General features: G+C 38.1%; 24 protein-coding genes and 1 tRNA gene. 16 read left to right on the top strand and 9 right to left on the bottom strand.

The window, feature by feature from the left end; genetic code table 11:
* Window positions 1-10: 10 nt before the first annotated feature.
* Genes LJD61_RS12330 through LJD61_RS12320 form a run of 3 tightly spaced genes read right to left on the bottom strand, consistent with a single transcriptional unit; the run spans window position 11 to window position 1,254 of the window.
* On the bottom strand, window positions 11-316 hold the full coding sequence (locus LJD61_RS12330) for a hypothetical protein (protein ID WP_255227851.1): 306 nt from the start codon (window positions 314-316) through the stop codon (window positions 11-13).
* A 26-nt stretch (window positions 317-342) separates the two neighbouring features.
* A complete protein-coding gene (locus LJD61_RS12325; protein WP_255227850.1) occupies window positions 343-792 on the bottom strand; it encodes a hypothetical protein in 450 nt (149 codons plus the stop codon).
* Between the two features lie 18 nt (window positions 793-810).
* On the bottom strand, window positions 811-1,254 hold the full coding sequence (locus LJD61_RS12320; protein ID WP_255227849.1) for a cell wall hydrolase: 444 nt from the start codon (window positions 1,252-1,254) through the stop codon (window positions 811-813).
* A 304-nt stretch (window positions 1,255-1,558) separates the two neighbouring features.
* Here LJD61_RS12320 and LJD61_RS12315 point away from each other — a divergent pair, with 304 nt between their 5' ends.
* On the top strand, window positions 1,559-2,929 hold the full coding sequence (locus tag LJD61_RS12315) for an alanine/glycine:cation symporter family protein (RefSeq protein WP_255227848.1): 1,371 nt from the start codon (window positions 1,559-1,561) through the stop codon (window positions 2,927-2,929).
* 188 nt (window positions 2,930-3,117) lie between these two features.
* Here LJD61_RS12315 and LJD61_RS12310 read toward each other — a convergent pair whose 3' ends face one another.
* Window positions 3,118-3,963 carry an aminotransferase class IV gene (locus LJD61_RS12310; RefSeq protein WP_255227846.1) on the bottom strand — a complete coding sequence of 282 codons (846 nt, stop codon included), beginning with the start codon at window positions 3,961-3,963 and terminating at the stop codon, window positions 3,118-3,120.
* 157 nt (window positions 3,964-4,120) lie between these two features.
* Between LJD61_RS12310 and LJD61_RS12305 the strand changes: the two genes are divergently transcribed.
* The 7 genes from LJD61_RS12305 (at window position 4,121) to LJD61_RS12275 (ending at window position 8,639) form a co-directional block, all read left to right on the top strand.
* On the top strand, window positions 4,121-4,783 hold the full coding sequence (locus tag LJD61_RS12305; protein ID WP_255227844.1) for an MgtC/SapB family protein: 663 nt from the start codon (window positions 4,121-4,123) through the stop codon (window positions 4,781-4,783).
* Between the two features lie 92 nt (window positions 4,784-4,875).
* A complete protein-coding gene (gene nadD, locus LJD61_RS12300; RefSeq protein WP_255227843.1) occupies window positions 4,876-5,511 on the top strand; it encodes a nicotinate-nucleotide adenylyltransferase in 636 nt (211 codons plus the stop codon).
* Between the two features lie 13 nt (window positions 5,512-5,524).
* A complete protein-coding gene (gene yqeK / locus LJD61_RS12295) occupies window positions 5,525-6,100 on the top strand; it encodes a bis(5'-nucleosyl)-tetraphosphatase (symmetrical) YqeK (RefSeq protein WP_255227842.1) in 576 nt (191 codons plus the stop codon).
* Window positions 6,101-6,113: 13 nt separating this feature from the next.
* A complete protein-coding gene (locus tag LJD61_RS12290; RefSeq protein ID WP_255227841.1) occupies window positions 6,114-7,067 on the top strand; it encodes an LCP family protein in 954 nt (317 codons plus the stop codon).
* A gap of 101 nt (window positions 7,068-7,168) precedes the next feature.
* The gene (gene rsfS, locus LJD61_RS12285) at window positions 7,169-7,483 is read left to right on the top strand and encodes a ribosome silencing factor (protein WP_255227958.1); all 315 of its coding nucleotides are present in this window, start codon (window positions 7,169-7,171) and stop codon (window positions 7,481-7,483) included.
* A 99-nt stretch (window positions 7,484-7,582) separates the two neighbouring features.
* A complete protein-coding gene (locus LJD61_RS12280) occupies window positions 7,583-8,236 on the top strand; it encodes a helix-turn-helix transcriptional regulator (RefSeq protein WP_255227840.1) in 654 nt (217 codons plus the stop codon).
* A 19-nt stretch (window positions 8,237-8,255) separates the two neighbouring features.
* A complete protein-coding gene (locus tag LJD61_RS12275; protein WP_255227839.1) occupies window positions 8,256-8,639 on the top strand; it encodes a RidA family protein in 384 nt (127 codons plus the stop codon).
* Window positions 8,640-8,659: 20 nt separating this feature from the next.
* Here the strand turns inward: LJD61_RS12275 and LJD61_RS12270 are convergent, their stop codons facing one another.
* Window positions 8,660-9,931 carry a D-alanyl-D-alanine carboxypeptidase family protein gene (locus tag LJD61_RS12270; protein ID WP_255227838.1) on the bottom strand — a complete coding sequence of 424 codons (1,272 nt, stop codon included), beginning with the start codon at window positions 9,929-9,931 and terminating at the stop codon, window positions 8,660-8,662.
* Between the two features lie 149 nt (window positions 9,932-10,080).
* Here LJD61_RS12270 and LJD61_RS12265 point away from each other — a divergent pair, with 149 nt between their 5' ends.
* From LJD61_RS12265 to LJD61_RS12245, 5 genes are read left to right on the top strand one after another with little or no spacing between them, the layout of a single operon-like run.
* Window positions 10,081-10,692 carry a helix-hairpin-helix domain-containing protein gene (locus LJD61_RS12265; protein ID WP_255227837.1) on the top strand — a complete coding sequence of 204 codons (612 nt, stop codon included), beginning with the start codon at window positions 10,081-10,083 and terminating at the stop codon, window positions 10,690-10,692.
* A gap of 46 nt (window positions 10,693-10,738) precedes the next feature.
* Entirely contained in the window at window positions 10,739-11,782 is a 1,044-nt protein-coding gene (gene selD / locus LJD61_RS12260) for a selenide, water dikinase SelD (protein ID WP_255227836.1), read from the top strand.
* Between the two features lie 16 nt (window positions 11,783-11,798).
* The gene (gene selA, locus LJD61_RS12255; RefSeq protein ID WP_333783112.1) at window positions 11,799-13,202 is read left to right on the top strand and encodes an L-seryl-tRNA(Sec) selenium transferase; all 1,404 of its coding nucleotides are present in this window, start codon (window positions 11,799-11,801) and stop codon (window positions 13,200-13,202) included.
* A 24-nt stretch (window positions 13,203-13,226) separates the two neighbouring features.
* Window positions 13,227-15,149: a selenocysteine-specific translation elongation factor gene (selB, locus tag LJD61_RS12250; protein WP_255227833.1), complete on the top strand. Its 1,923-nt coding sequence runs from the start codon at window positions 13,227-13,229 to the stop codon at window positions 15,147-15,149.
* A gap of 22 nt (window positions 15,150-15,171) precedes the next feature.
* The gene (locus LJD61_RS12245) at window positions 15,172-15,432 is read left to right on the top strand and encodes a cysteine-rich small domain-containing protein (protein WP_255227832.1); all 261 of its coding nucleotides are present in this window, start codon (window positions 15,172-15,174) and stop codon (window positions 15,430-15,432) included.
* A 29-nt stretch (window positions 15,433-15,461) separates the two neighbouring features.
* On the opposite strand, the gene LJD61_RS12240 is transcribed toward LJD61_RS12245, so the two are convergent.
* A tRNA-Sec gene (locus LJD61_RS12240) sits at window positions 15,462-15,558 on the bottom strand.
* Window positions 15,559-15,658: 100 nt separating this feature from the next.
* On the bottom strand, window positions 15,659-16,585 hold the full coding sequence (locus tag LJD61_RS12235) for an AEC family transporter (RefSeq protein WP_255227831.1): 927 nt from the start codon (window positions 16,583-16,585) through the stop codon (window positions 15,659-15,661).
* A 124-nt stretch (window positions 16,586-16,709) separates the two neighbouring features.
* Between LJD61_RS12235 and LJD61_RS12230 the strand changes: the two genes are divergently transcribed.
* Window positions 16,710-17,039: a hypothetical protein gene (locus LJD61_RS12230; RefSeq protein ID WP_255227830.1), complete on the top strand. Its 330-nt coding sequence runs from the start codon at window positions 16,710-16,712 to the stop codon at window positions 17,037-17,039.
* A gap of 19 nt (window positions 17,040-17,058) precedes the next feature.
* Here LJD61_RS12230 and LJD61_RS12225 read toward each other — a convergent pair whose 3' ends face one another.
* Both LJD61_RS12225 and LJD61_RS12220 read right to left on the bottom strand, forming a co-directional pair.
* Window positions 17,059-17,754, bottom strand: a complete 696-nt coding sequence (locus tag LJD61_RS12225; protein ID WP_255227957.1) for an NAD(P)/FAD-dependent oxidoreductase — start codon at window positions 17,752-17,754, stop codon at window positions 17,059-17,061.
* 456 nt (window positions 17,755-18,210) lie between these two features.
* Window positions 18,211-19,407, bottom strand: a complete 1,197-nt coding sequence (locus LJD61_RS12220) for an alanyl-tRNA editing protein (RefSeq protein ID WP_255227829.1) — start codon at window positions 19,405-19,407, stop codon at window positions 18,211-18,213.
* Between the two features lie 164 nt (window positions 19,408-19,571).
* On the opposite strand from LJD61_RS12220, the gene LJD61_RS12215 reads away from it, so the two are divergent.
* Together LJD61_RS12215 and LJD61_RS12210 are read left to right on the top strand one after the other, a co-directional pair.
* Entirely contained in the window at window positions 19,572-19,820 is a 249-nt protein-coding gene (locus LJD61_RS12215) for a holin (protein WP_255227828.1), read from the top strand.
* 116 nt (window positions 19,821-19,936) lie between these two features.
* Window positions 19,937-20,317, top strand: a complete 381-nt coding sequence (locus LJD61_RS12210; protein ID WP_255227827.1) for a phage holin family protein — start codon at window positions 19,937-19,939, stop codon at window positions 20,315-20,317.
* Window positions 20,318-20,319 lie beyond the last annotated feature (2 nt).

Genomic DNA, 20,319 nt, shown 5'->3' with positions numbered 1-20,319 from the left:
CCCTGAAATTTTAAATCTCAGGGCTGATTTTATCCCTATGAAATATATTGTTGCCAATATAATCCCAGATATTTGTCTCAAGCCATCCATCACAGTTATTAGTAATTTCAACCACTAAGAAGCAATCATAACTATCCAGAACTTCTTTGATGGACTCATATATTGTGCTTATATCCTGACTGGACTTGATTATCCATAGATTATTGAAGCACTGTACCCAACTATCCTGATCGGCGCAGTCTTTTATTACTTTATATAAGCTGTATGTTTTTTTACTGTTCCTGCTTATATCATAACTAATCAAGTATGCTTTCAATCAATCATCCCCTTAAGCAGGTTTTATCACCTATAAAACCTTACAAACTTTATGGAGTAAATATCGCATAAGAGTAAATCATCCGTTTCGGTCTCAATGATAATTATATAGCTGACTCCGACATCTACTAAAGTTCCTTCTCTATCAACCAGCATGTTAGTGCCTATTAAGAACTCAACTTTGACCTTAGAACCTATTTGGGTTTTTAAATATCCTTGTGTATATTGAGTGTCCATAACCACAGGTGGGATTGCCGGCTGCAGCATTTCCTGCATTGGCATTTGAGCTACTGAAGGCATTTGTGCTCCTGCAGGCATCTGTTGCATCTGCGGTGTTTGGTTCATGCCTTGAGAGATTGCAGGCATTTGGTATTGCATCATTTGATTTCCGGAGGTTCCATATGGATATCCGGCTCCTCCCATTTGCTGAAGAGGCACAACAGGTATATTGTTAACTCTATAATCCATACAGCTCATTTTTGCACTCCTTTCAAATCAGGTAAGGTAGTATAATTGGGTAGGGTTGTAGAAGCAATGCTGTTCAATTCTGGTAGAAAAGCTGCCGGTTCCATTATACGGAAATATTTGAGGGCATATAGGCTGAAAAGGGTTGAAGTACCAAAGGCTCCAAGCTGCTCCTAAGATTTTGTTTCCTGACAATGCCCAATCAGCGATATCGTAATGTATTTGTTCCGGGGGATTCGCCCATATGGTCTGTGGGTTAGGCATGCCGCCAAGAACAGAGGTCATGCAATCGAATTGACCGGGTTGATTGAGAATCCTTCTCAAATCACCCTGGCCGGTTCTGAGATATTCACCGTTGGGTATATTGACTCTGTTCATGACGACTGTAGCTACCGCTTTCATTCCGTTTTCGCCTTCACCGCCGGCTTCGCATCTAATCAGTCTTGCAAATAGTTCTCTAATGTCGTAGGCCATAAAATACACCTCTAGCACAATGTTAATAACATTATATGTATCAAAATTCATACTGACACAATAAAAATATTTATAAAAAATAAATAATCAGACAATGTTAAAAAATAAACAATTATTAAAATATTCTAATAATAATGTAATCTATGTTGTAAATCATAAAAATTATTGGTAGAATTGTAATGTGGAGTTTTAATCAGGGGCATTTAATATCGCTCAAAGAACTTTTGTAAATTCTATAACATATATCAGCATAATGTTTATTGAGCGGATATTTTATGTATAATAAAAAACGAGGAGGTATTCCATGGACAAGTTAATGGAAATCAACGGCATTATCAATGGCTTTGTATGGGGGCCCCCCATGCTGGTGCTTCTTGTAGGTACTGGCATTTATCTAACTCTACGCACTAATTTTATGTCTCTTGGCAAACTAGGCTACATTCTTAAAAGTACGTTGATGAAAATTTTCTCTAAGGAACAAAGAGGCGAAGGCGAAGTAACAGCCTTCCAGGCTGTTGCAACTGCGTTGGCAGCAACTGTTGGAACAGGAAACGTTGCCGGAGTTGCTACTGCTATAGCTACCGGAGGACCGGGAGCTGTATTTTGGATGTGGCTCTCTGCTGTATTTGGAATGACTACTAAATATGGAGAAGTTGTACTTGCTGTTAACTACAGAGAAAAGACTCCTGACGGACGTTACGTCGGAGGTCCCATGTATTATATCACAAACGGATTAAAGTGGAAATGGCTGGCATATATATTCGCTGCTTTTGGAGCTCTTGCAGCATTTGGCATAGGCAATATGGTTCAGTCCAACTCCGTTGCAGCATCCCTCGAAGTAACCTTTGGGGTACCCAAGCTGGCTTCTGGTATCGTAATTGCAGTTTTATCAGCAATAGTAATAATTGGCGGCATAAAGAGAATAGGACAGGTTACTGAGCTATTGGTGCCCTTCATGGCTGCGTTTTATATTGTTGGCGGCATAATAATAATATTAGTGAATATCTCTCACGTTGGAGAAGCTTTTGGAATGATTTTTGGCAATGCATTTACACCTGCTGCTGCAGTTGGAGGCTTTGCAGGTTCAACTGTGAAGCTTGCTATGACAAAAGGTATTGCCCGCGGAGTATTCTCCAACGAAGCCGGTCTTGGAAGCGCTCCTATAGCCCATGCTGCGGCAACTACGGATCATCCCGTACGCCAGGGGCTTTGGGGAATATTTGAAGTATTTATGGATACAATCGTAATATGCACTATTACTGCATTATCTATCATGCTGTCAGGAGTATGGGATAGCGGAGAAACAGGTGCAGCATTGACTACAATGGCATTTAACGAAGGCCTTCCGGGAATAGGCGGATATATAGTATCCATAGGAATACTGCTGTTTGCATTCTCAACCATACTGGGCTGGGCATATTATGGAGAACGCTGCGCAGAATATCTATTCGGACCTAAGGTCAATAAAATTTACAGAATAATTTTTATACCATTTATAGTTATAGGTTCTATCGGCGGCTTGAATATGCTTTGGGATTTAGCTGATACTTTAAACGGCTTGATGGCTATTCCTAACTTAATAGGTGTCTTGGGATTGAGCGGAGTCATAGTAAAGCTCACTAAGGAATTCTTTTCAAAGCAATATATAGAAGAAAAGAAAAATATAAAGGCATAAAATAAAAAATAATAATTAATAAAGCGAGGATCCGGATCCTCGCTTTATTAATTATTTTAAAAAAGAAAGATTTAATTTTTATCACTGAACTAACCTGCCCTAAGACTCCCGCCTCTATATTCGACGGGTGCCTAATGGCGGCTAAGTCCAGCATGGACTCGACTAACATTCAGTAGGGATCGAATCCCTCACTGAATGAAGTCTCGTTCAAGCTTCTCGATATAATCTGCAATAAGCGAATCATAGGCATTCATAATCGCTAATATGGTTTCGTTTTTGGAAGACGCATATTTGAACTCATCCACTTTCGAAATCGGAAGCACCTTTGGTGAAGTTCCGGTTATAAAAAGACCATCACATTTTTCTAAAAAAGATTTATGTATAGATACTTCAATAACTTCTATGCCCAAGCTTCTGGCCAATTCAATTACGCGGGTTCTGGTGACTCCAAGAAGCACCTCTTGCTTCGGAGAGGTGTAAAGCGAATTATTTTTTACAAAAAACACATTGGATTTGCTGCCTTCAGTTATTTCATTTGCTTCATTTACCAAAAGCGCCTCATAAGCACTGCTCTCTAATAATGCCTTATTGACTCTTTCTCTTAATCCGGAATTTTGGACTTTTGCATTCGGGTTTTCCCTCAGGGCATTGAACAATATGGTTTTGATGCCCTTCTCATAAAGCTCGGGCTGGGGATAGTTGCTCCGAATAAAGAATACGGAGTAATCGATGACACCTTTGTCATCTTTGCAAGCAAGAACTTTTAAGTTTTTAACAGGTTTATTGTTAATTTCTATAAGCTTTTTAATATCTGCAGAAATGCTGTCGGATAATGGCCTTATATCCATACTGATCATGTCTGAAGACTTTATCAATCTATCCATATGCTCCTCCCAAAATAGAGGAACTCCATCAATGACTCTTATTACCTCATATACCACATTGGCTGCAAAATCGTTGCAGGGCTCATATGATTCCCGCTCTATTATGCTGCCATTATATATTAAGTATTTTTCAATGATTTCATTTTTCAAGCTATCATCTCCCATATTATTTTCATCATAGGTATTATACCACAACTTAAACTATTTTTTTCGAATCGCATTATTTCAGTACATTCTTCTTTATTGCTTTTAAACTTGCTAAATTTTGCATATAATCTAATATATACTATAGACAGGAGGGATGTTTATGCCCGATTTATTTGAGGTGCTTTTACGGCTGGGAATAGCAGCAATTCTGGCAGGACTGGTGGGGCTGGAAAGGGAAACCTCAAACCGCCCTGCCGGTTTAAGGACTCACATACTTGTGAGTGTGGCTTCCTCACTTGTCATCATAGGAAATCTGTATGCCTTTGATTTGTTTAAGAATCAAACCAGCATGGATCCGATGAGGCTGGGAGCACAAGTGATAAGCGGCATAGGATTTTTAGGAGCCGGCACGATTATTAAGGAAGGTCCTACTATAAGAGGGTTGACTACAGCTGCCAGTCTTTGGTCTGTTGCATGTATAGGTTTGGTCTGCGGAATAGGTTTTTATATGGGAGCGATCTTTGCCACAGGATTTGTACTGCTGTCCCTGATTGTATTAAATAAGCTTGAAATTATGATAAATGAGAAGAATGCCTATCTCAATTTAAGCGTAAAGTCTGTAGATAGGCCGGGTCAAATCGGCAGGATCGGTATTGAGCTTGGAAGGCTTAATGTTACGATTAAAAATATATCAATAGAGACCGCTGATGATTTTAATGTGATAATAAAGCTTACATTAAAAAGCCTGAAGGACATTAAAGCTGAGGATATAATTGAAGCAATAGGTGCTATTGAAGGCATAAGCCTTATTGAACTGAGTTAAAACTTCTTCCACTGTATAAAAGAATGGTGTATAATATTTACAACTGTACATTGAATGATGCAGTATAATAACTATACGAGGTACAAAAGAAGATGAGAACAGATTCAAAGAATGGTATTTACAAGAGATTTGCGGTTATGGGAGGAACTTTTGATCCGATACATTATGGACATTTAGTTACTGCAGAAGCAGTTAGAGATAAGTTCAAGCTGGACAAGGTTCTTTTCATGCCTACAAAGAACCCTCCTCACAAGATGCACAGACCCACCTCTGATGTAAATCACAGATATCTTATGACAGTGCTGGCGACAATTACAAATCCTTATTTTGAGGTATCAAGGCTTGAAATAGAGAGAAGCGGCATGACTTATACTGTGGATACCATAAGAGAGCTTCGCAGTATTCATGGCGATGATGCTGAGATATATTTTATTACGGGTGCGGATGCGATATTAGAGATACTCACCTGGCATAATGTTGATGAGCTTTTAGGAATGTGCAGATTTGTAGCAGCTACAAGGCCCGGTTTTTATGGAAAAGATATGGAACAAAAGCTTACAGAAATTAAGTCTAAATATGATAAAGAAATATTCAGCATTGAAGTTCCTTCTCTGGCTATTTCGTCTACAGATATCAGAGACAGGATATTGAACAATAAAACCATAAGATATCTTCTTCCTGAAGCTGTTGAGCATTATATCAGAAAAAGCCGGCTATATTTGAAGTAATGGGGAATGAGATATGTTAGATTTATCCGATATATATCTATATTTGGAAGAGCATCTGTCCCACAAGAGATATACTCATTCAAAAAATGTAGCAGATTTAGCTGAAGCTCTTGCCAGGCATTACGGCTGTGATGAGCGCAAAGCCAGACTGGCCGGATTGATACATGATTGCAGCAAGGAAGAAAAATATGATGATTTGGTTTATTATGCGAGAGAATCCGGATTCCCCGTAGATCAGGAAAGCTATAAGATACCTGAGGTATTGCATGGGCCTGCTTCGGTTTATGTGAGCAAAGCAGTATTTGGTATAAATGATGAAGAAATTTTGTCTGCTGTAAGATATCATGTCACAGGCAGAGAAAGCATGACACTAATGGAAAAGATTATTTTTATTGCTGATTACATTGAACCCTCAAGAAAGTTTGAAGGGATAGAAGAAATAAGGGCTTTGGCCTATAATGATCTGGATAGCGCTTTGCTATATGCTCTTGATTTAACAATATTATATGTTATAGAGAAAAAAGGATTGCTTCATCATGATACGGTTAGTGCAAGAAATTTTCTAATAGGTAATGTCACACAAATATGAATGGAGTGTTATCATGAAGAAATTTTTAATAATTTTTATCGCATCATTTTTGGGTTTTGCTATTGTGATCGGAGGGGCAACATATTATTATCTGGGAAGATTTAAAGCCAGTAGTTCGGAGTTCGCTCAGATAGTAGAAGAAAATCCGGATCTTGAGCCTCCCAGCGCCAAGGACGATCCTATCATAAACTTTCTTATAATGGGAATAGATGATGCAAGATCGGATTTTATGATGGTACTGAGATTTAATAAAGAAAACAATAAAGCAGCTTTAATATCTGTTCCAAGAGATACAAGGGTCAATATCGGCAACTATGGTTATAATAAGATTAATTCTGCTGTGGCCAGAAAAGAAGGAGCGCCTTTGGCTATGGATACCGTAGGAGATCTTTTAGATATTCCTATACATTATTATATAGAGATGGACTTCAAAGGCGCCGAAAAAATAATAGATATTATGGGCGGTGTCAGGATAAAGGTTGCTGAAAATATGAAATATGATGACCCCACCCAAAATCTTCATATAGATATAAAGGCCGGAGAGCAGGTTTTAAATGGCAAGAATTCAGTTCATTTTGTCAGATACCGTGCTACTTATTCTAATGGAGATCTGGGAAGGATACCAAATCAGCAGGAATTTGCAAAGGCATTGATCAAGCATATGACCAGCCCGAAAATATTGCCCAAGGCTTTTTCCATACTGGATACTGCCAGCAAGTATATCAAAACAAATATGGAGCAGTCTGAAATGGCATCTTATGCGCTGAGATTAAAGGATATTGATCCGGAAGGCATAAAGATGTATACTTTGCCGGGTGATGGAAGTTATATAAATAAGGTTTCTTATTTTGTTTACGATGAGGAGAAGCTCAAACAGATGACTGAAGAGATAAATGATGAAATAGGGCTGCAAAAAAGCGCAGAAGAAAAAGTCCAGGATGAAAAAAATGATGATATTGCCGGTTAAATACAGCATCAGCAAAGGAAATCGGCCGGAAGAACAAATTAATTTAAAATGCAGGAGGGATATTATTGGAGGATAGTTCTAGAGCCAAAGTCGATAAGGTTATGCAGATATTGCAGGATAAAAAGGCAAAGGATATAAAAGTTCTTGATATACGCGAATTATCTACTTTAAGCGATTATTTTGTTATAGCTACAGGTACTTCTACCACCCATGTTCAAGCTCTTTGTGATAATCTTGAAGAAAAGATGGAGGAAGCCGGTTATACAATGCATCATAAAGAAGGCTTCAGAAGCGGTAGATGGATCCTATTGGATTATTATGATGTGGTGATTCATATTTTCTATGAAGAGGAAAGGAAGTTCTATAACTTGGAGAGGCTTTGGGTAGATGCAAAAACAATAGAAACAGAGGAATAGTTATTATATAAAATCTCACTTCCTTTATGGATGTGGGTTTTTGTTTGTGATACAATATACAATATACAATATATATGTAAGCATGAGGAGGGTAAGTCCTTGAAAAATAATATACATCCTATATTAAAAGCACTAGTGCCTATTGTTGAAGGTTTGGCACAGACCTTCGGTAAAAATTGTGAAGTTGTGCTTCATGACATAAGCAATCCTCAGAACTCCATAGTTGCCATAGCAAACGGCCATGTTTCCGGCAGGACTATAGGCGGGCCTATGAGTGAATATGGCCTGGCAACCTTGAAAAAGGCCCAGTTTGACAAGCATAAGATAAATTATATGAAAAAAACCTCTGATGGTAGGGTTTTAAAGTCTTCTCTCATGTATATTAAGGATGAAAAAGGAGAAGTAATAGGTTTCTTATGCACTAATTTTGATATATCTGAAATTACTGTTGTAAAAAATATTTTAAATGACATGATTGATATTGATACTCCAGGCTCTCCTGGTGAAAGCCAGGAAGAGAGTTTTGGCAGCACCATAAATGAGGTTCTCAGCAATATCGTCAACAAGACATTGGAGTCCTTTGGCAAGCCTGTGGCCTTTATGTCAAAGGAGGACAAGGTAAATATAGTAGAAACCTTGGAGGATAAAGGCGTTTTCCTTATAAAGGGTGCAGTAGACTATGTTGCAAAAGTGCTTTGTGTTTCCAGGTACACAATTTATAATTATCTGGATGAAATAAGAGTAAATGAATAAATTTTAAGGAGGTTTTACAATGGTTAAAGAAGTGATTAGCACAACCAGTGCTCCAGGTGCTATAGGGCCTTATTCGCAAGGTATAAAATTTGGAAATCTTTTATTTGTATCAGGGCAAACCCCTCTCAATCCGGCAACGATGAAAATTGCTGAAGGAGATGTTCAATGTCAGGCAAAACAGTGCCTTGAGAACATAAAAGGAATTCTTGAGGCTGCAGGTACCAATCTCGATAATGTGCTCAAGACCACTGTTTTTATTAAAGATATGAATAACTTCAGCAAGGTTAATGAGATATATGCCCAGTACTTCACAAAGAATCAACCTGCCAGATCCTGTGTAGAAGTTGCAAGATTGCCCATGGATGTTTTGGTTGAAATTGAAGTTATAGCTTACATATCTTAGAGAACAATAAAGAGGCCTGCTTACCAAATGCGGCCTCTTCTTCTATTCATAAAGAGCACAGGGGTTTCCCTTTTTCTTCTTTTTTTCCTGAGATAACGGCTGTATACTACAACAGTTCTCCACAAAATGTATAATATAAAAGCCCATAAAAGCCATTTCAAAAATCTTTTTGGTGATTTTTCGGGCATTAAAAACTCTTCCGCAGATAGCAATTCTATTTTTTTGACCTCTTTGCCATCTAACGAATAGCTGATAAAGCCAAGAACTTGATTCTTTTCTATAGGCTTTTTAATTCCATCAATTATATTTATGCTGCTTCCTATTTTAGGTATTTCCTCATTTGATACAAGAAGGCCATAATCCTCTGCAGCCAGCAAATTTACTTTTTCATCGGAGCCCGGCAATGTCACGGTAGTAACAACCTGGTCTTTGGTCAATAAATTCTTGTTTGAATAGCTGCTGAATCCGTACTCAAACAACTCTTTTGTGGCAGTATAAACATTTGAAGAATCGCTTATGCCGTTTTCAGCCATTACGACAGATATAAGCTCTGTTCCGTCCTTTAAAGCACCGGCTACCAAATTGTTCTTGGCTTTTACGGTGTAGCCTGTTTTAATGCCTATTGCATATTCATAGCTATACTTTTTATTGCTTTTCCATATCAACTTATTTGTATTGGTTATGTAGTCTCTCACCGGCTGCTTATTGGTTTCCGGTATGGTATACTTAACGGTGTTCACCACTTCCCTGAACTTCGGAAGTGTCATTCCGTATTTTGCAATCAAAGCCAGATCTTTGGCTGTAGTAACATGATTATCATCATGAAGACCGTTGGGATTGACAAAATTAGTGTTTTGGGCACCCAGCTCCTTTGCCCGTTTATTCATAAGCTTTGCGAATTCCTCTACCGAGCCTGATATGTGCTCCGCAATTGCAACTGCAGCATCATTTGCTGATTCCAGCATCATCGCATATAAAAGCTGTTCTAAAGTAAGCTTTTCTTCAGGTATAAGATAGATCTGACTGCTTCCTCTTTCAACCAAAGAAGGATTGGTGCCAATAGTGACTACATCATCCAGATTTCCATGTTCTATGCATAGTATTGCAGTCATTATTTTTGTTGTGCTGGCCGGAAACCTCTTGATATCCGCATCTTTTTCATATAAGACTCTGCCCGATTTCGCATCCATAAGAATAGCTGAAGGGGAGCTAACATTAGGTTCGGCCCATATGCTGCTGATACTGCAAATGAAAACTATAAACGCTGTTAATAATATGAACTTTTTTTTCATCATTGCCTCCATCTCAAGTATTCAATATTTAGTATATCAAAAAAAGATATAAAAAACATTATTTATATAAAGATTGTAAAAAAAACAGGAATTACTCAAGAGTTGTAGAAAATATCTATATTAAAGTTGTACAAGGGGTGCAGGAAATTATGAATTCCAGAAAAGAAAAGCTGCTGTTTTCGATAATAATAGTTCTATGCTTTGCTCTCTCAGGTACCATTTATATAAATTCACAAAAACCTTCTGAGATATTACTTCAGGATGGAGAACATGAGAAAACAGAAAATGATGGAGAAGAAAATGATATTCCCCAAGAAGCTTCAAAGATAGGCGTTCATATCGCAGGACAGGTCAAGCAGCCGGGTTTTATATGGGTTAAAGAAGGAACCAGATTGGGAGAAGCCCTTTCTTATGTAGGAGGCGCACTTGCTGAAGCAGATCTGGATGCAGTAAATTTGTCAAAAAAGCTCATGGATGAAGAAAAGGTTTACATACCTAAAATTGGGGAAACAATACAAGGGACAGCTTCTGAATCAAGCAGCAGCCAAGCCGGAAGCTTGAATGACGGGAAAATAAATATAAACATTGCAGGGGCATCTGAGCTTGATTCCCTGCCTGGAATAGGGGAAGCCTATGCAAAAAGAATTATTGAATACAGAGAGGCCAACGGCCCTTTTAAAAGCATTGAAGACATAAAGAATGTGACGGGGATCGGAGAAAAAAGATATGAAGCAATCAAGGATTTGATTATGGTAAAATAGATTGAGACATATTCACCTTGAGTTCTATTCAAAGGAGGTTGAAATAATGGATATAAAGAGTAAAAGACTTACTCAAATGACTGAAAGCTCTGGCTGAGCGGCTAAAATAGGTCCTGAGACCTTGGCGCAAGTTTTGCGCCACTTGCCTAAATTTCATGATGATAATTTGATTGTCGGCATGGATACTTCAGACGATGCTGCTGTTTATAAAATAAATGATGATTCTGCAATCATACTTACTATGGATTTTTTTACACCTATTGTAGATGATCCCTACAAGTATGGCCAGGTTGCAGCCGCGAATTCATTGAGCGATGTCTATGCAATGGGCGGAAAGCCATTAACGGCTATGAACATTGTATGCTTTCCGAACTGCCTGCCGGTGGATGTATTGGGGCAGATATTGAAAGGCGGAGCCGATAAAGTGATGGAAGCCGGTGCGGTGATAGTCGGCGGTCATACTGTAGAGGATAATGAGCCCAAATATGGACTGTCTGTTATGGGAATGGTTCATCCGGGCAGGGTAGTAACAAACTCCGGGGCGAGACCCGGAGATATATTGATATTGACAAAGCCTCTGGGTATAGGGGTGCTGAATACCGCAATCAAAGCAGATATGCTGGATGAGGATGTGATGAATATGGCTGTAGACACCATGTCCTATTTAAACAAGGATGCCTGTGAATCAATGCAGGCTGTTGGGGCCAACGGCTGTACAGACATCACCGGATTTGGTTTGCTGGGCCATGCATTGGAAATGGCTGAGGGAAGCAAAGCAACGATTGAAATATGGTCCGACTATATACCTATTATCAAAGAAAGCATTGAGCTTGCAAGGATGGGGATAATACCCGGGGGTGCTTATAAAAATCAAGCACATATAGGCAGCAAGGTAAATTTTAAAAATGACATCAAACAAGAAATAAAAGATATACTTTATGATCCGCAGACTTCAGGCGGCCTGCTGATCTCGGTCAATGAAGATAAATCACAAGAACTTTTGAAATTACTGAAAGAGAAAAACAAAACCGAATTCAATATAATAGGAAGAGTTAAAGAACCCGGCGCAAATCCCTTGGAAGTAGTTTGATAAATGGAGGATGACTATGCTTGATAAAAAAAATTTGCTCAGCAGTATACCTTCTGTTGATGAACTTTTAAATAATGAAGAAATAAATAAGCTGTTGGATATATGCCCAAGGTCCGTATTGGTTGATTCCATAAGAGATTGCTTAAAAAAATATAGAGACTATATTTTAAAAAGCCAGGATATTAACGAAGCAGAGCTGAAGCTCAATGATATTATAGCTGCCATAGGTGGACATGTAAGAAATAAGATGGATAATCACTTAAAGCGTGTTGTGAATGGTACCGGAGTAGTTCTTCATACCAATCTGGGAAGAGCATGCATCAGTTCTTTGGTAATCGAAAGCTTGCTAGAGATATCATCAAGGTATTCAAATTTGGAGATGGATATCGGCAAGGGTATAAGAGGTTCGAGATATGATCATGTAGAGGATATATTATGCCGTATCACGAAAGCGGAAGCGGCAATGGTTGTAAATAATAACGCTGCGGCAGTGATGCTGGTTCTCAGTACAATGGCTAAATCCGGAGAAGTAGTCGTATCAAGAGGACAGCTTGTGGAGATAGGCGGTTCCTTTAGAATTCCTGATGTTATGGCTCAAAGCGGGGCAAAGCTTGTAGAAGTGGGCACTACCAATAAGACACATCTTTGGGATTATGAAATGGCAATAAATGAAAATACAAGAGCCCTGATGAAGGTCCATACCAGCAATTATAGAATATGCGGATTTACCGAGGAGGTGAGTTCGGAAGCTTTAGTAGAATTGGCCAGAGAAAAGAGCATTCCGGCTATAGAAGATTTAGGAAGCGGAGTTCTTATTGATTTGACGAAATATGGTCTTCCATATGAACCGACTGTTCAGGAGGCAGTAGCTTCCGGAATGGATGTAGTTACCTTCAGCGGTGATAAAATGCTTGGCGGACCGCAGGCTGGTATAATTGTAGGCAAAAGGCATCACATAGAGAGCATGAAAAAAAATCCCCTTACAAGGGCATTCAGGATCGACAAATTGACCCTTGCTGCATTGGAAGGAACTTTAAAGCTTTATCTGGACGAAGAAAGAGCAATAAAAAATATTCCGGTTTTAAAGATGCTTACTGAAAGCAAAAAAGACATCGAGGAAAGAGCGTCATTATTGTATAAAAGGCTCATAAGCTCTATAGGAGAAAGCTGTTCTGTATCCATTGAAGAAGAGTTTTCTGAAGTGGGAGGCGGCTCTATGCCGATGCATAGAATGCCAACGGCTGCTATATGCCTGACTTCTCATAGAATTACTGCCAATGAGTTGGAAAAAAGGCTTAGGAGCAACGAAATACCTGTTATAACGCGCATATTTAAGGATAGGGTGCTCATAGATATGAGAACTATTTGGGAAGATGAATTTGCAATAATAGAAGGAGCTTTAAAAAAGGCTCTGTCATAATTCATTAAAAGTGAGGTATATGCTTTGAAACATATAATTATAGGAACTGCAGGACATATAGACCATGGCAAAACAACCCTTATCAGAGCACTGACAGGAAAGGATACAGATAGATTAAAGGAAGAGAAGGATAGAGGGATTTCCATTGAGTTGGGCTTTACCTATTTTGACCTGCCGAGCGGAAGGAGAGCAGGCATAATTGATGTGCCCGGGCATGAGAGATTCATCAAAAACATGTTGGCAGGCATTGGCGGCATTGATCTGGTCATGCTTGTCATAGCAGCAGATGAGGGCGTCATGCCGCAGACAAAGGAGCATCTCAACATACTTTCCCTATTGAAAATTAAAAACGGCATTATAGTTTTGACTAAAAAGGATATGGTGGATGAGGAATGGCTTGAGATAGTTATTGAACAGGTAAGGGAAGATGTAGCAGGTACATTTTTAGAGAATGCTGCCGTTATACCGGTTTCTTCGGTTACAGGAGAAGGCCTGGATCAGCTTGCAGCCCAAATCGACTTATTAACAGAGAACATAAAAGCCAAGGATATAGATAAGCCTTTCAGGCTTCCTGTAGATAGGGTTTTTAGCATTGCAGGCTTTGGAACAATTATTACAGGTACGTTGATTTCAGGAACTATAAAAGAAGGGGATAAGGTGATGATATATCCTCGAAAAATTGAAGCCAGGGTCCGTACCATACAGGTTCATGATACAAGCGTAACCAAAGCCGAAGCAGGCCAAAGGGTAGCTATGAATTTAGCCGGCGTTAAGCTTGGGGAAGTTGTCAGAGGAGACGTCATTTCAGCGATAAATACAATGGAACCCACCTTTATGTTTGATGCAAGGCTGGAGCTTCTAAAAGACGCTGAAAGAAGCATAAGCAATAGGGATAGGTTGAGGATATATCATGGCTCTGCAGAAGTATTGGGAAGAGTTGTGCTCCTGGATAGAGAAGAACTGGAGCCGGGAGAAAGTGCGTTTGTGCAAATAAGGCTTGAAGAGGAGATTGCCTGTTTGAAGGATGACAGATTTGTCATAAGATTTTACTCTCCTATGATAACTATCGGAGGAGGCATAATACTGGAACCGAATCCGCCCAAGAGGAAAAGATTTAAAGAAGATGTGATTGAAGAACTTACAATTAAAGAGAAGGGAGATATTGAGGACTTAATAAATCAGCAGGTACTAAGGATGAGCGAATATTATCCCGATATGGCTTCAATAGCAAAGGCAGCCGGCAATATCACTCTGGAACATTGCGATAGCATATTGAAAAAACTAGACTCAGAAAATGTTATTAAAGCCTTTAAAACAAATGAAGGTACTTTTTATGTTCATACTCAGTTTCTGGAAGACCTGGAAGGAAAGGCAAAGATATTGCTTGATGATTTTCACAAGAAGCATCCTCTGAGGAACGGCATGTCCAAAGAGGAGCTTAAGACAAAGATAATGCCCAATGCTAAGCAAAAGATTTCTGATGAGATTTTTGATCATCTATGCTCAAAAAATATCATAAGGATAAATGGGCAGGTTGTATCGCTTTGGGACTTCAAAATAAAATTTACAGATGATCAGGAAAAGATAAAAAAGCTTATTATAGATTTATTTGAAAAAAATAGATATAATCCTCCCAGATATGCGGAGCTGACTGAGATGCTGAAGCTGCAGGAAAAATCTTTGTCACCGGTATTTAATGCGCTGGTCAGCAGCGGTGATCTGGTAAAGGTCGATCAGGATACTGCCTTTTCAAAAGCTGCAATAGAGACTGCGACAAGCCTGGTATTGAATTATATCAAAGAAAATAAATCAATACAGCTTGGAGAATTCAGAGATCTGCTGGGAACCAGCAGAAAATATGCAATGGCAATATTGGATTATTTTGATCAAATTAAAATTACAAAGAGAGTAGAAGATAAAAGAATATTATATAACAGCAAAATATGAACAGATGAAAGAAGGGGTCATTATGGGAGAACAATATAAGCATTTTTCTCATGAAAAGTGTGAATTCTATCCATGCCACAAAATTGAACAAGGCAAGAAGATGAACTGCCTGTTCTGCTATTGTCCATTATATGCATTGAAAGAAGACTGCGGAGGCAATTTCAAATATGCTGAAGGAGGTATCAAGGATTGCAGCAGCTGCTTTATACCTCACAGTGAAAAAGGATATGATCATATAATGCAAAGAATATCAGGACTTATTGAAATCGCAAAAAAAAGATAAAAAAATACGGCTATTGCCGTTTTTTCTTTTGGCGGGAGTATGTGGGAATCGAACCCACCCAGGAAGCTACCAACCCCCCACGCTGGTTTTGAAGACCAGAGGGCACACCAGCACCCATCTACCCCCATGATTAAAATCCTTTTTACATAATAACACAGGATGCATTAAAAAAACAATGGATAAATTAATTATTAGCAAAATAAATAAATATAATCCATAAAATTTCTTATTTTAAGACAAAATTTGTAAGAACAAATATTACTAATGGCAAAGAAAATAAAAATAATAAAGTGGTAACAAATACGGCTACAGATGTAAAGGCAGCTTCTGCATCAAACTGCTTGGCAAGTATTGCATTGGTTGAAGCTGAAGGCATAGCGGCCATCAAAACGCATATGGATATTACAGCATGGTTAACTCCCAGTGCATTTAGTGCAATAGCGACGGTAAATGGTATAAGCAGTAGCTTAAAGACTGCTATAGTTATTACACGCCAATCAAAAAAGCTTTTTATTGAATCTAAATCTGCTATAAAAGAGCCGATTAAAATCATAGAGATGGGAGTCGTCATTTTCCCTGTCAAGTCTAAAGCATTTTGTATAATAAATGGCAATTTTATATGGAGCAGAAATATAGTTATTGTAAGCACTGCTGATATGGTTCCGATATTGAAAAGCCTTTTTATATCAATCTTGCCTTTTTTGCTGATCACCAATATGGCATAGGTCCACTGGAATATATTAAACAGAAGATTTGCCACAGTGGCATATAGTAAGCCCACGGGGCCAAAAAAAGCATTTGCTATGGGGAAACCCATAAAGCCTACATTAGCAAAGGTTAGCAGGTTAATATAAGCTCCTGAGAGAGGAAATTTGAATTTCAGAAGCTTTGCGGTTATGTTTGCAAATACTATAACGGCAAAATATTGTATGAGTGTAATATAAAATACCTGCATCATGTTGGGCAGAGTATTAGAATCATAGCTTATATTAGCTGAAGATAACATTAAAGCTGGCAAAGATATGTATAATAAAATATTGGACATAGACTTTTCCGAAGTTTTATCTATCAACTTTACTTTTTTGGCGATCAACCCAATGAACATTATAATAAAAAGAGTTGATATCTGATTAACTGCAACTTGAAGGTCCATATTTCACCCCGATAATATAAATAATGTGAATAACAATAAATAATATAACATAGATTTTGATAAAGAGTCAAATATTGAGAGAGCATTGAGAGAGCTTTAATAAGATAAATATGTGGGTGAGTATATGGAAGAAAAATTAAGCCTGTATTCCAATAGTAATGATCCGCTGCTGAAAGATATAAGGGTATTGATAGATATCTTAACCCCTCTTGTAAGCTCGTACAGACTTCTGGTAGGGGGCGCAGACGAGTTTAATCGTATAACGCTGGCACATAAAAGCGATTTGGAGGATGCGATTAAAAGAGCTGATGATATGGGGGATATAATAGATGTTATTGATGAGAAATTAAAGGCTCTTATCAAAAATCTGATTAAAAGTATGGATTGCTATGATGAAAATATAATAAATATTCAACCGAGTATGATAGAAAAAGAGGACAACGATATTAATTAACTCGTTGTGCAAGCTTTTATCAGCTTACACAACAGATTGACTTGATCAATTCTTCGATGCTGAATTTATCCAACGAAAGCCGCACTTTATTTTCTACTGCTTTTTTCACTTTCGACGGCAGGGCAGCATCGCCGAACACTACAGCTCCTATGATTATGTTATCCTTAACAAAAAACTTCACATATTTGCGATCATCTTTATTAAACTCTTCCAGTACGTCGCAATCTTCAGCAAATATATTTCCTATGGTAAACAAAGCAATCCCATGAATTTTTAATTGCGTAAAAGGCTTCATATCTTCATACTTCAATTTCTTTCCTGCCGCATTGCACCCTGCAACTTTGCCCTGGGACATGGCTATAGGCCATATACAATAGTTGTTTCCATCGAATTCTGCTGCGTCACCTGCTGCATATATGTTTTCTACATTTGTTTCCATAAGCTCATTGACGGTTATAGCCCTGCCAATATCCAAGCCGGCATCCTTAAAGGGACCGATGCTTGCTCTTACCCCCGTGGACAGAATCACAAAATCAGTCTCTATAATTTTTCCATCCTTCAATTTTACTCCTTCTACAATAGTTTTACCTATAAACTCTTCTGTTTGAGAATTCAGATAAATATTCATGCCCTTATTGCTAAGCGCTTCAAAAAGCAAGGAAGATGCGGTATGGTCAGTTTGCCTGGGCAGCAGCCTCTCTTGCGGATTTTGCAGCACTGAGGCCCGCAATGCCTCCTCCGATTATAAGCAGTTTTTTACTCATAGTTTCACTTCTCCATTAGTATATTTGCATAATTTTGCATAATATTGTCTATCGAATAATGATTCGACATATTTATTGTTATTCCTCTTATTAATTAATAATTATTATCTTATAATTTAAAATATTTATTGGTTCTATATAAGTTGCAATAAATACGTTACATAGCTTTTATATTGACTGATAACGATTGCAAATGCCCCAGGCATCCTCTCTTGCTCCTGTGGAGCAATTCACCTTATGCTCCAGAGCTAAGACTTTGTAAGCTTGTATAGGGTTGCGTCAAAACTCGCTTTGGCTCAAACAGTTGACGCAACTTGTCCTATACTTCGCTAACAAACTCTAAGCCCTTTCACGATGCACTCTTTTATCAGTTAATATAAGCTTACTGCTGTAAAATATTTAATGCGTTATATGTAATAATGCAAAATTTTTCTATATGCTTCTTCCATCAAATTGTTTAGATTCTGGAGCATGCTTCCTCCACCTTGTGCAGTTTTCGAATTTCCGCCGCCTTTTCCATTTATAATTGGCAGCACTTCTTTCAATATTGAATTCATATTTATATCGATATCATCTGAACGGGTGAAAATAACTTGGGCTGAATCATTTAAAACACCAAACAAGGCCACGGTTTGGTTGTGATTAGCAATTTCCGATGAAAGCAGTTTAATTTCATCAGCTTTTCTATCCTCAAATATTTTAACAAGTATTTTTTTACCATTTATAGCTTTGCATTTGCTGAAAAGCTCTTCAGCTTCATATTTCAACAGTGCTTTTTTAGCGCTTGCATAATCTTTGCTTAAATTTTTATGTTCATTAATCAATTTTTCCACAGCTTTATCTAACTCTTGATATCTTACTGAAAACTTAGCACCGAGGGTAAGCATAAGCCTATTCTTATCTCTGTAATCCCCTAATGCTCTATTCCCGCATAGAAACTCAAACCTATAGGATTCTTTAAGCTTTTCGAAATTTGTGATTTTTATTATACCCACTTCGCCGGTGCTCATAACATGAGTGCCTCCGCATGGGGAGTAGTCTATATCACCTATTTTAACTATTCGTATGTTGTCTTTAACGCTTGGATGCTTTCTTAACGGCAGTTTTTGAAGCTCTTTCTCATCAACAATCATTGTTGTTATGGGCAAGTTTCTATATATAATTTCATTGGCCATATCTTCAACGAGATTGCAGCGGTTTTGGTCAAAGTCTTTAATATCTATCTCAATGCTCATAGTGTTTGTGCTCAAATGGAAACTATCGGTCTTGCCATTGAACAATTCCAGGAAGCAATGAGATAATATATGCTGGCCGGTATGCTGCTGCATAAAGTCATATCTTCTTTTCCAGTTGATTTTACATTTTACTTTTTGTTGGCCTAATCCTTGGTCGGTTATATGCAGTATCTGATCTTCTTTTTCAATTACCTCAGTAATCTCACACTCACCTATATAGCCTATGTCAGACGGTTGCCCGCCGCCTTCGGGATAGAAGCATGTCTGATCCAGCAATAATCCGTAGCGGCCGTTATATTCGATACAGTTGACTATATTAGCTTCAAAGTCTCTCAAATAAGCACTCTCATAATACAATCTTTTGCTCATTTTCTCCCTCCTGTCTTCATTATTTTTTAGTTTATCCAATTATTCTTCAAATGTAAACATGCTTCAGCAGCTATAATTATCGTATGGATTTATAGACTTCACATGACATGATGAACTTTATCAAATTCATATAATATATTAATAAAAATTTAAGGAGTGGTAAGATGTTTAATGAAGCTATAATCATACCTGTAATAATGGCAGTGATCGAAATCCTGAAAGGTGTGGGATTGCCCAAAAAGTTCGGTGCCTTGGCTGCCTTGGTCCTTGGAATAGTGATTGGGATCTTCTTTTTAGATCAACCTCAAATCAAATTGAGAATATTTCAAGGAGTAATTTATGGCCTCTCTGCTTCCGGGTTATATTCTGGTGCAAAAAATGCAATAGAAGAGGTAAGAATGAGACGAAAATAGAAGAAATTTATGCAATAATTTTTTACCATATATTGGTTAAATAATAAATACAAAAAAAGCAATAATATATAATGCGTAAACAATACAAAAGAGACATTTTTTGGAGGTGAGTTCTAATGGATGATGAGAATACACGCAATGATGAAGCTAGAAGAAGTACGGGCGGAGGAGCCATAGGATTCATTATTAGATTTGTTGTAGCCGCGGTAGTCCTGCTTGTTACTTCCTGGTTGGTTCCGGGCTTCTCTATCAGAGGATTCTGGACGGCTCTGATTGCTGCATTGATAATCTCTGCCGTAGACTACCTTATAGGTAGAATCTTTAATTTCGATGCGGCTCCATTCGGAAGAGGAGTGTCAGGTTTTATAGTATCTGCAGCCATAATATACTTTACACAATTTTTTGTTGCTAATATGGCGGTATCTATATGGGGCGCTTTAATAGGTGCTCTTATAATCGGGTTGGTCGATATGCTGCTGCCCACGAGATTCATGTAAAA

This window comes from Lutispora saccharofermentans, assembly GCF_024363565.1.
In the GTDB taxonomy this organism is placed as follows: Bacteria; Bacillota; Clostridia; order Lutisporales; family Lutisporaceae; genus Lutispora; species Lutispora saccharofermentans.
Note: the sequence above shows the minus strand (reverse complement) of the source record. Positions and strands in the feature narration are given on the sequence as shown.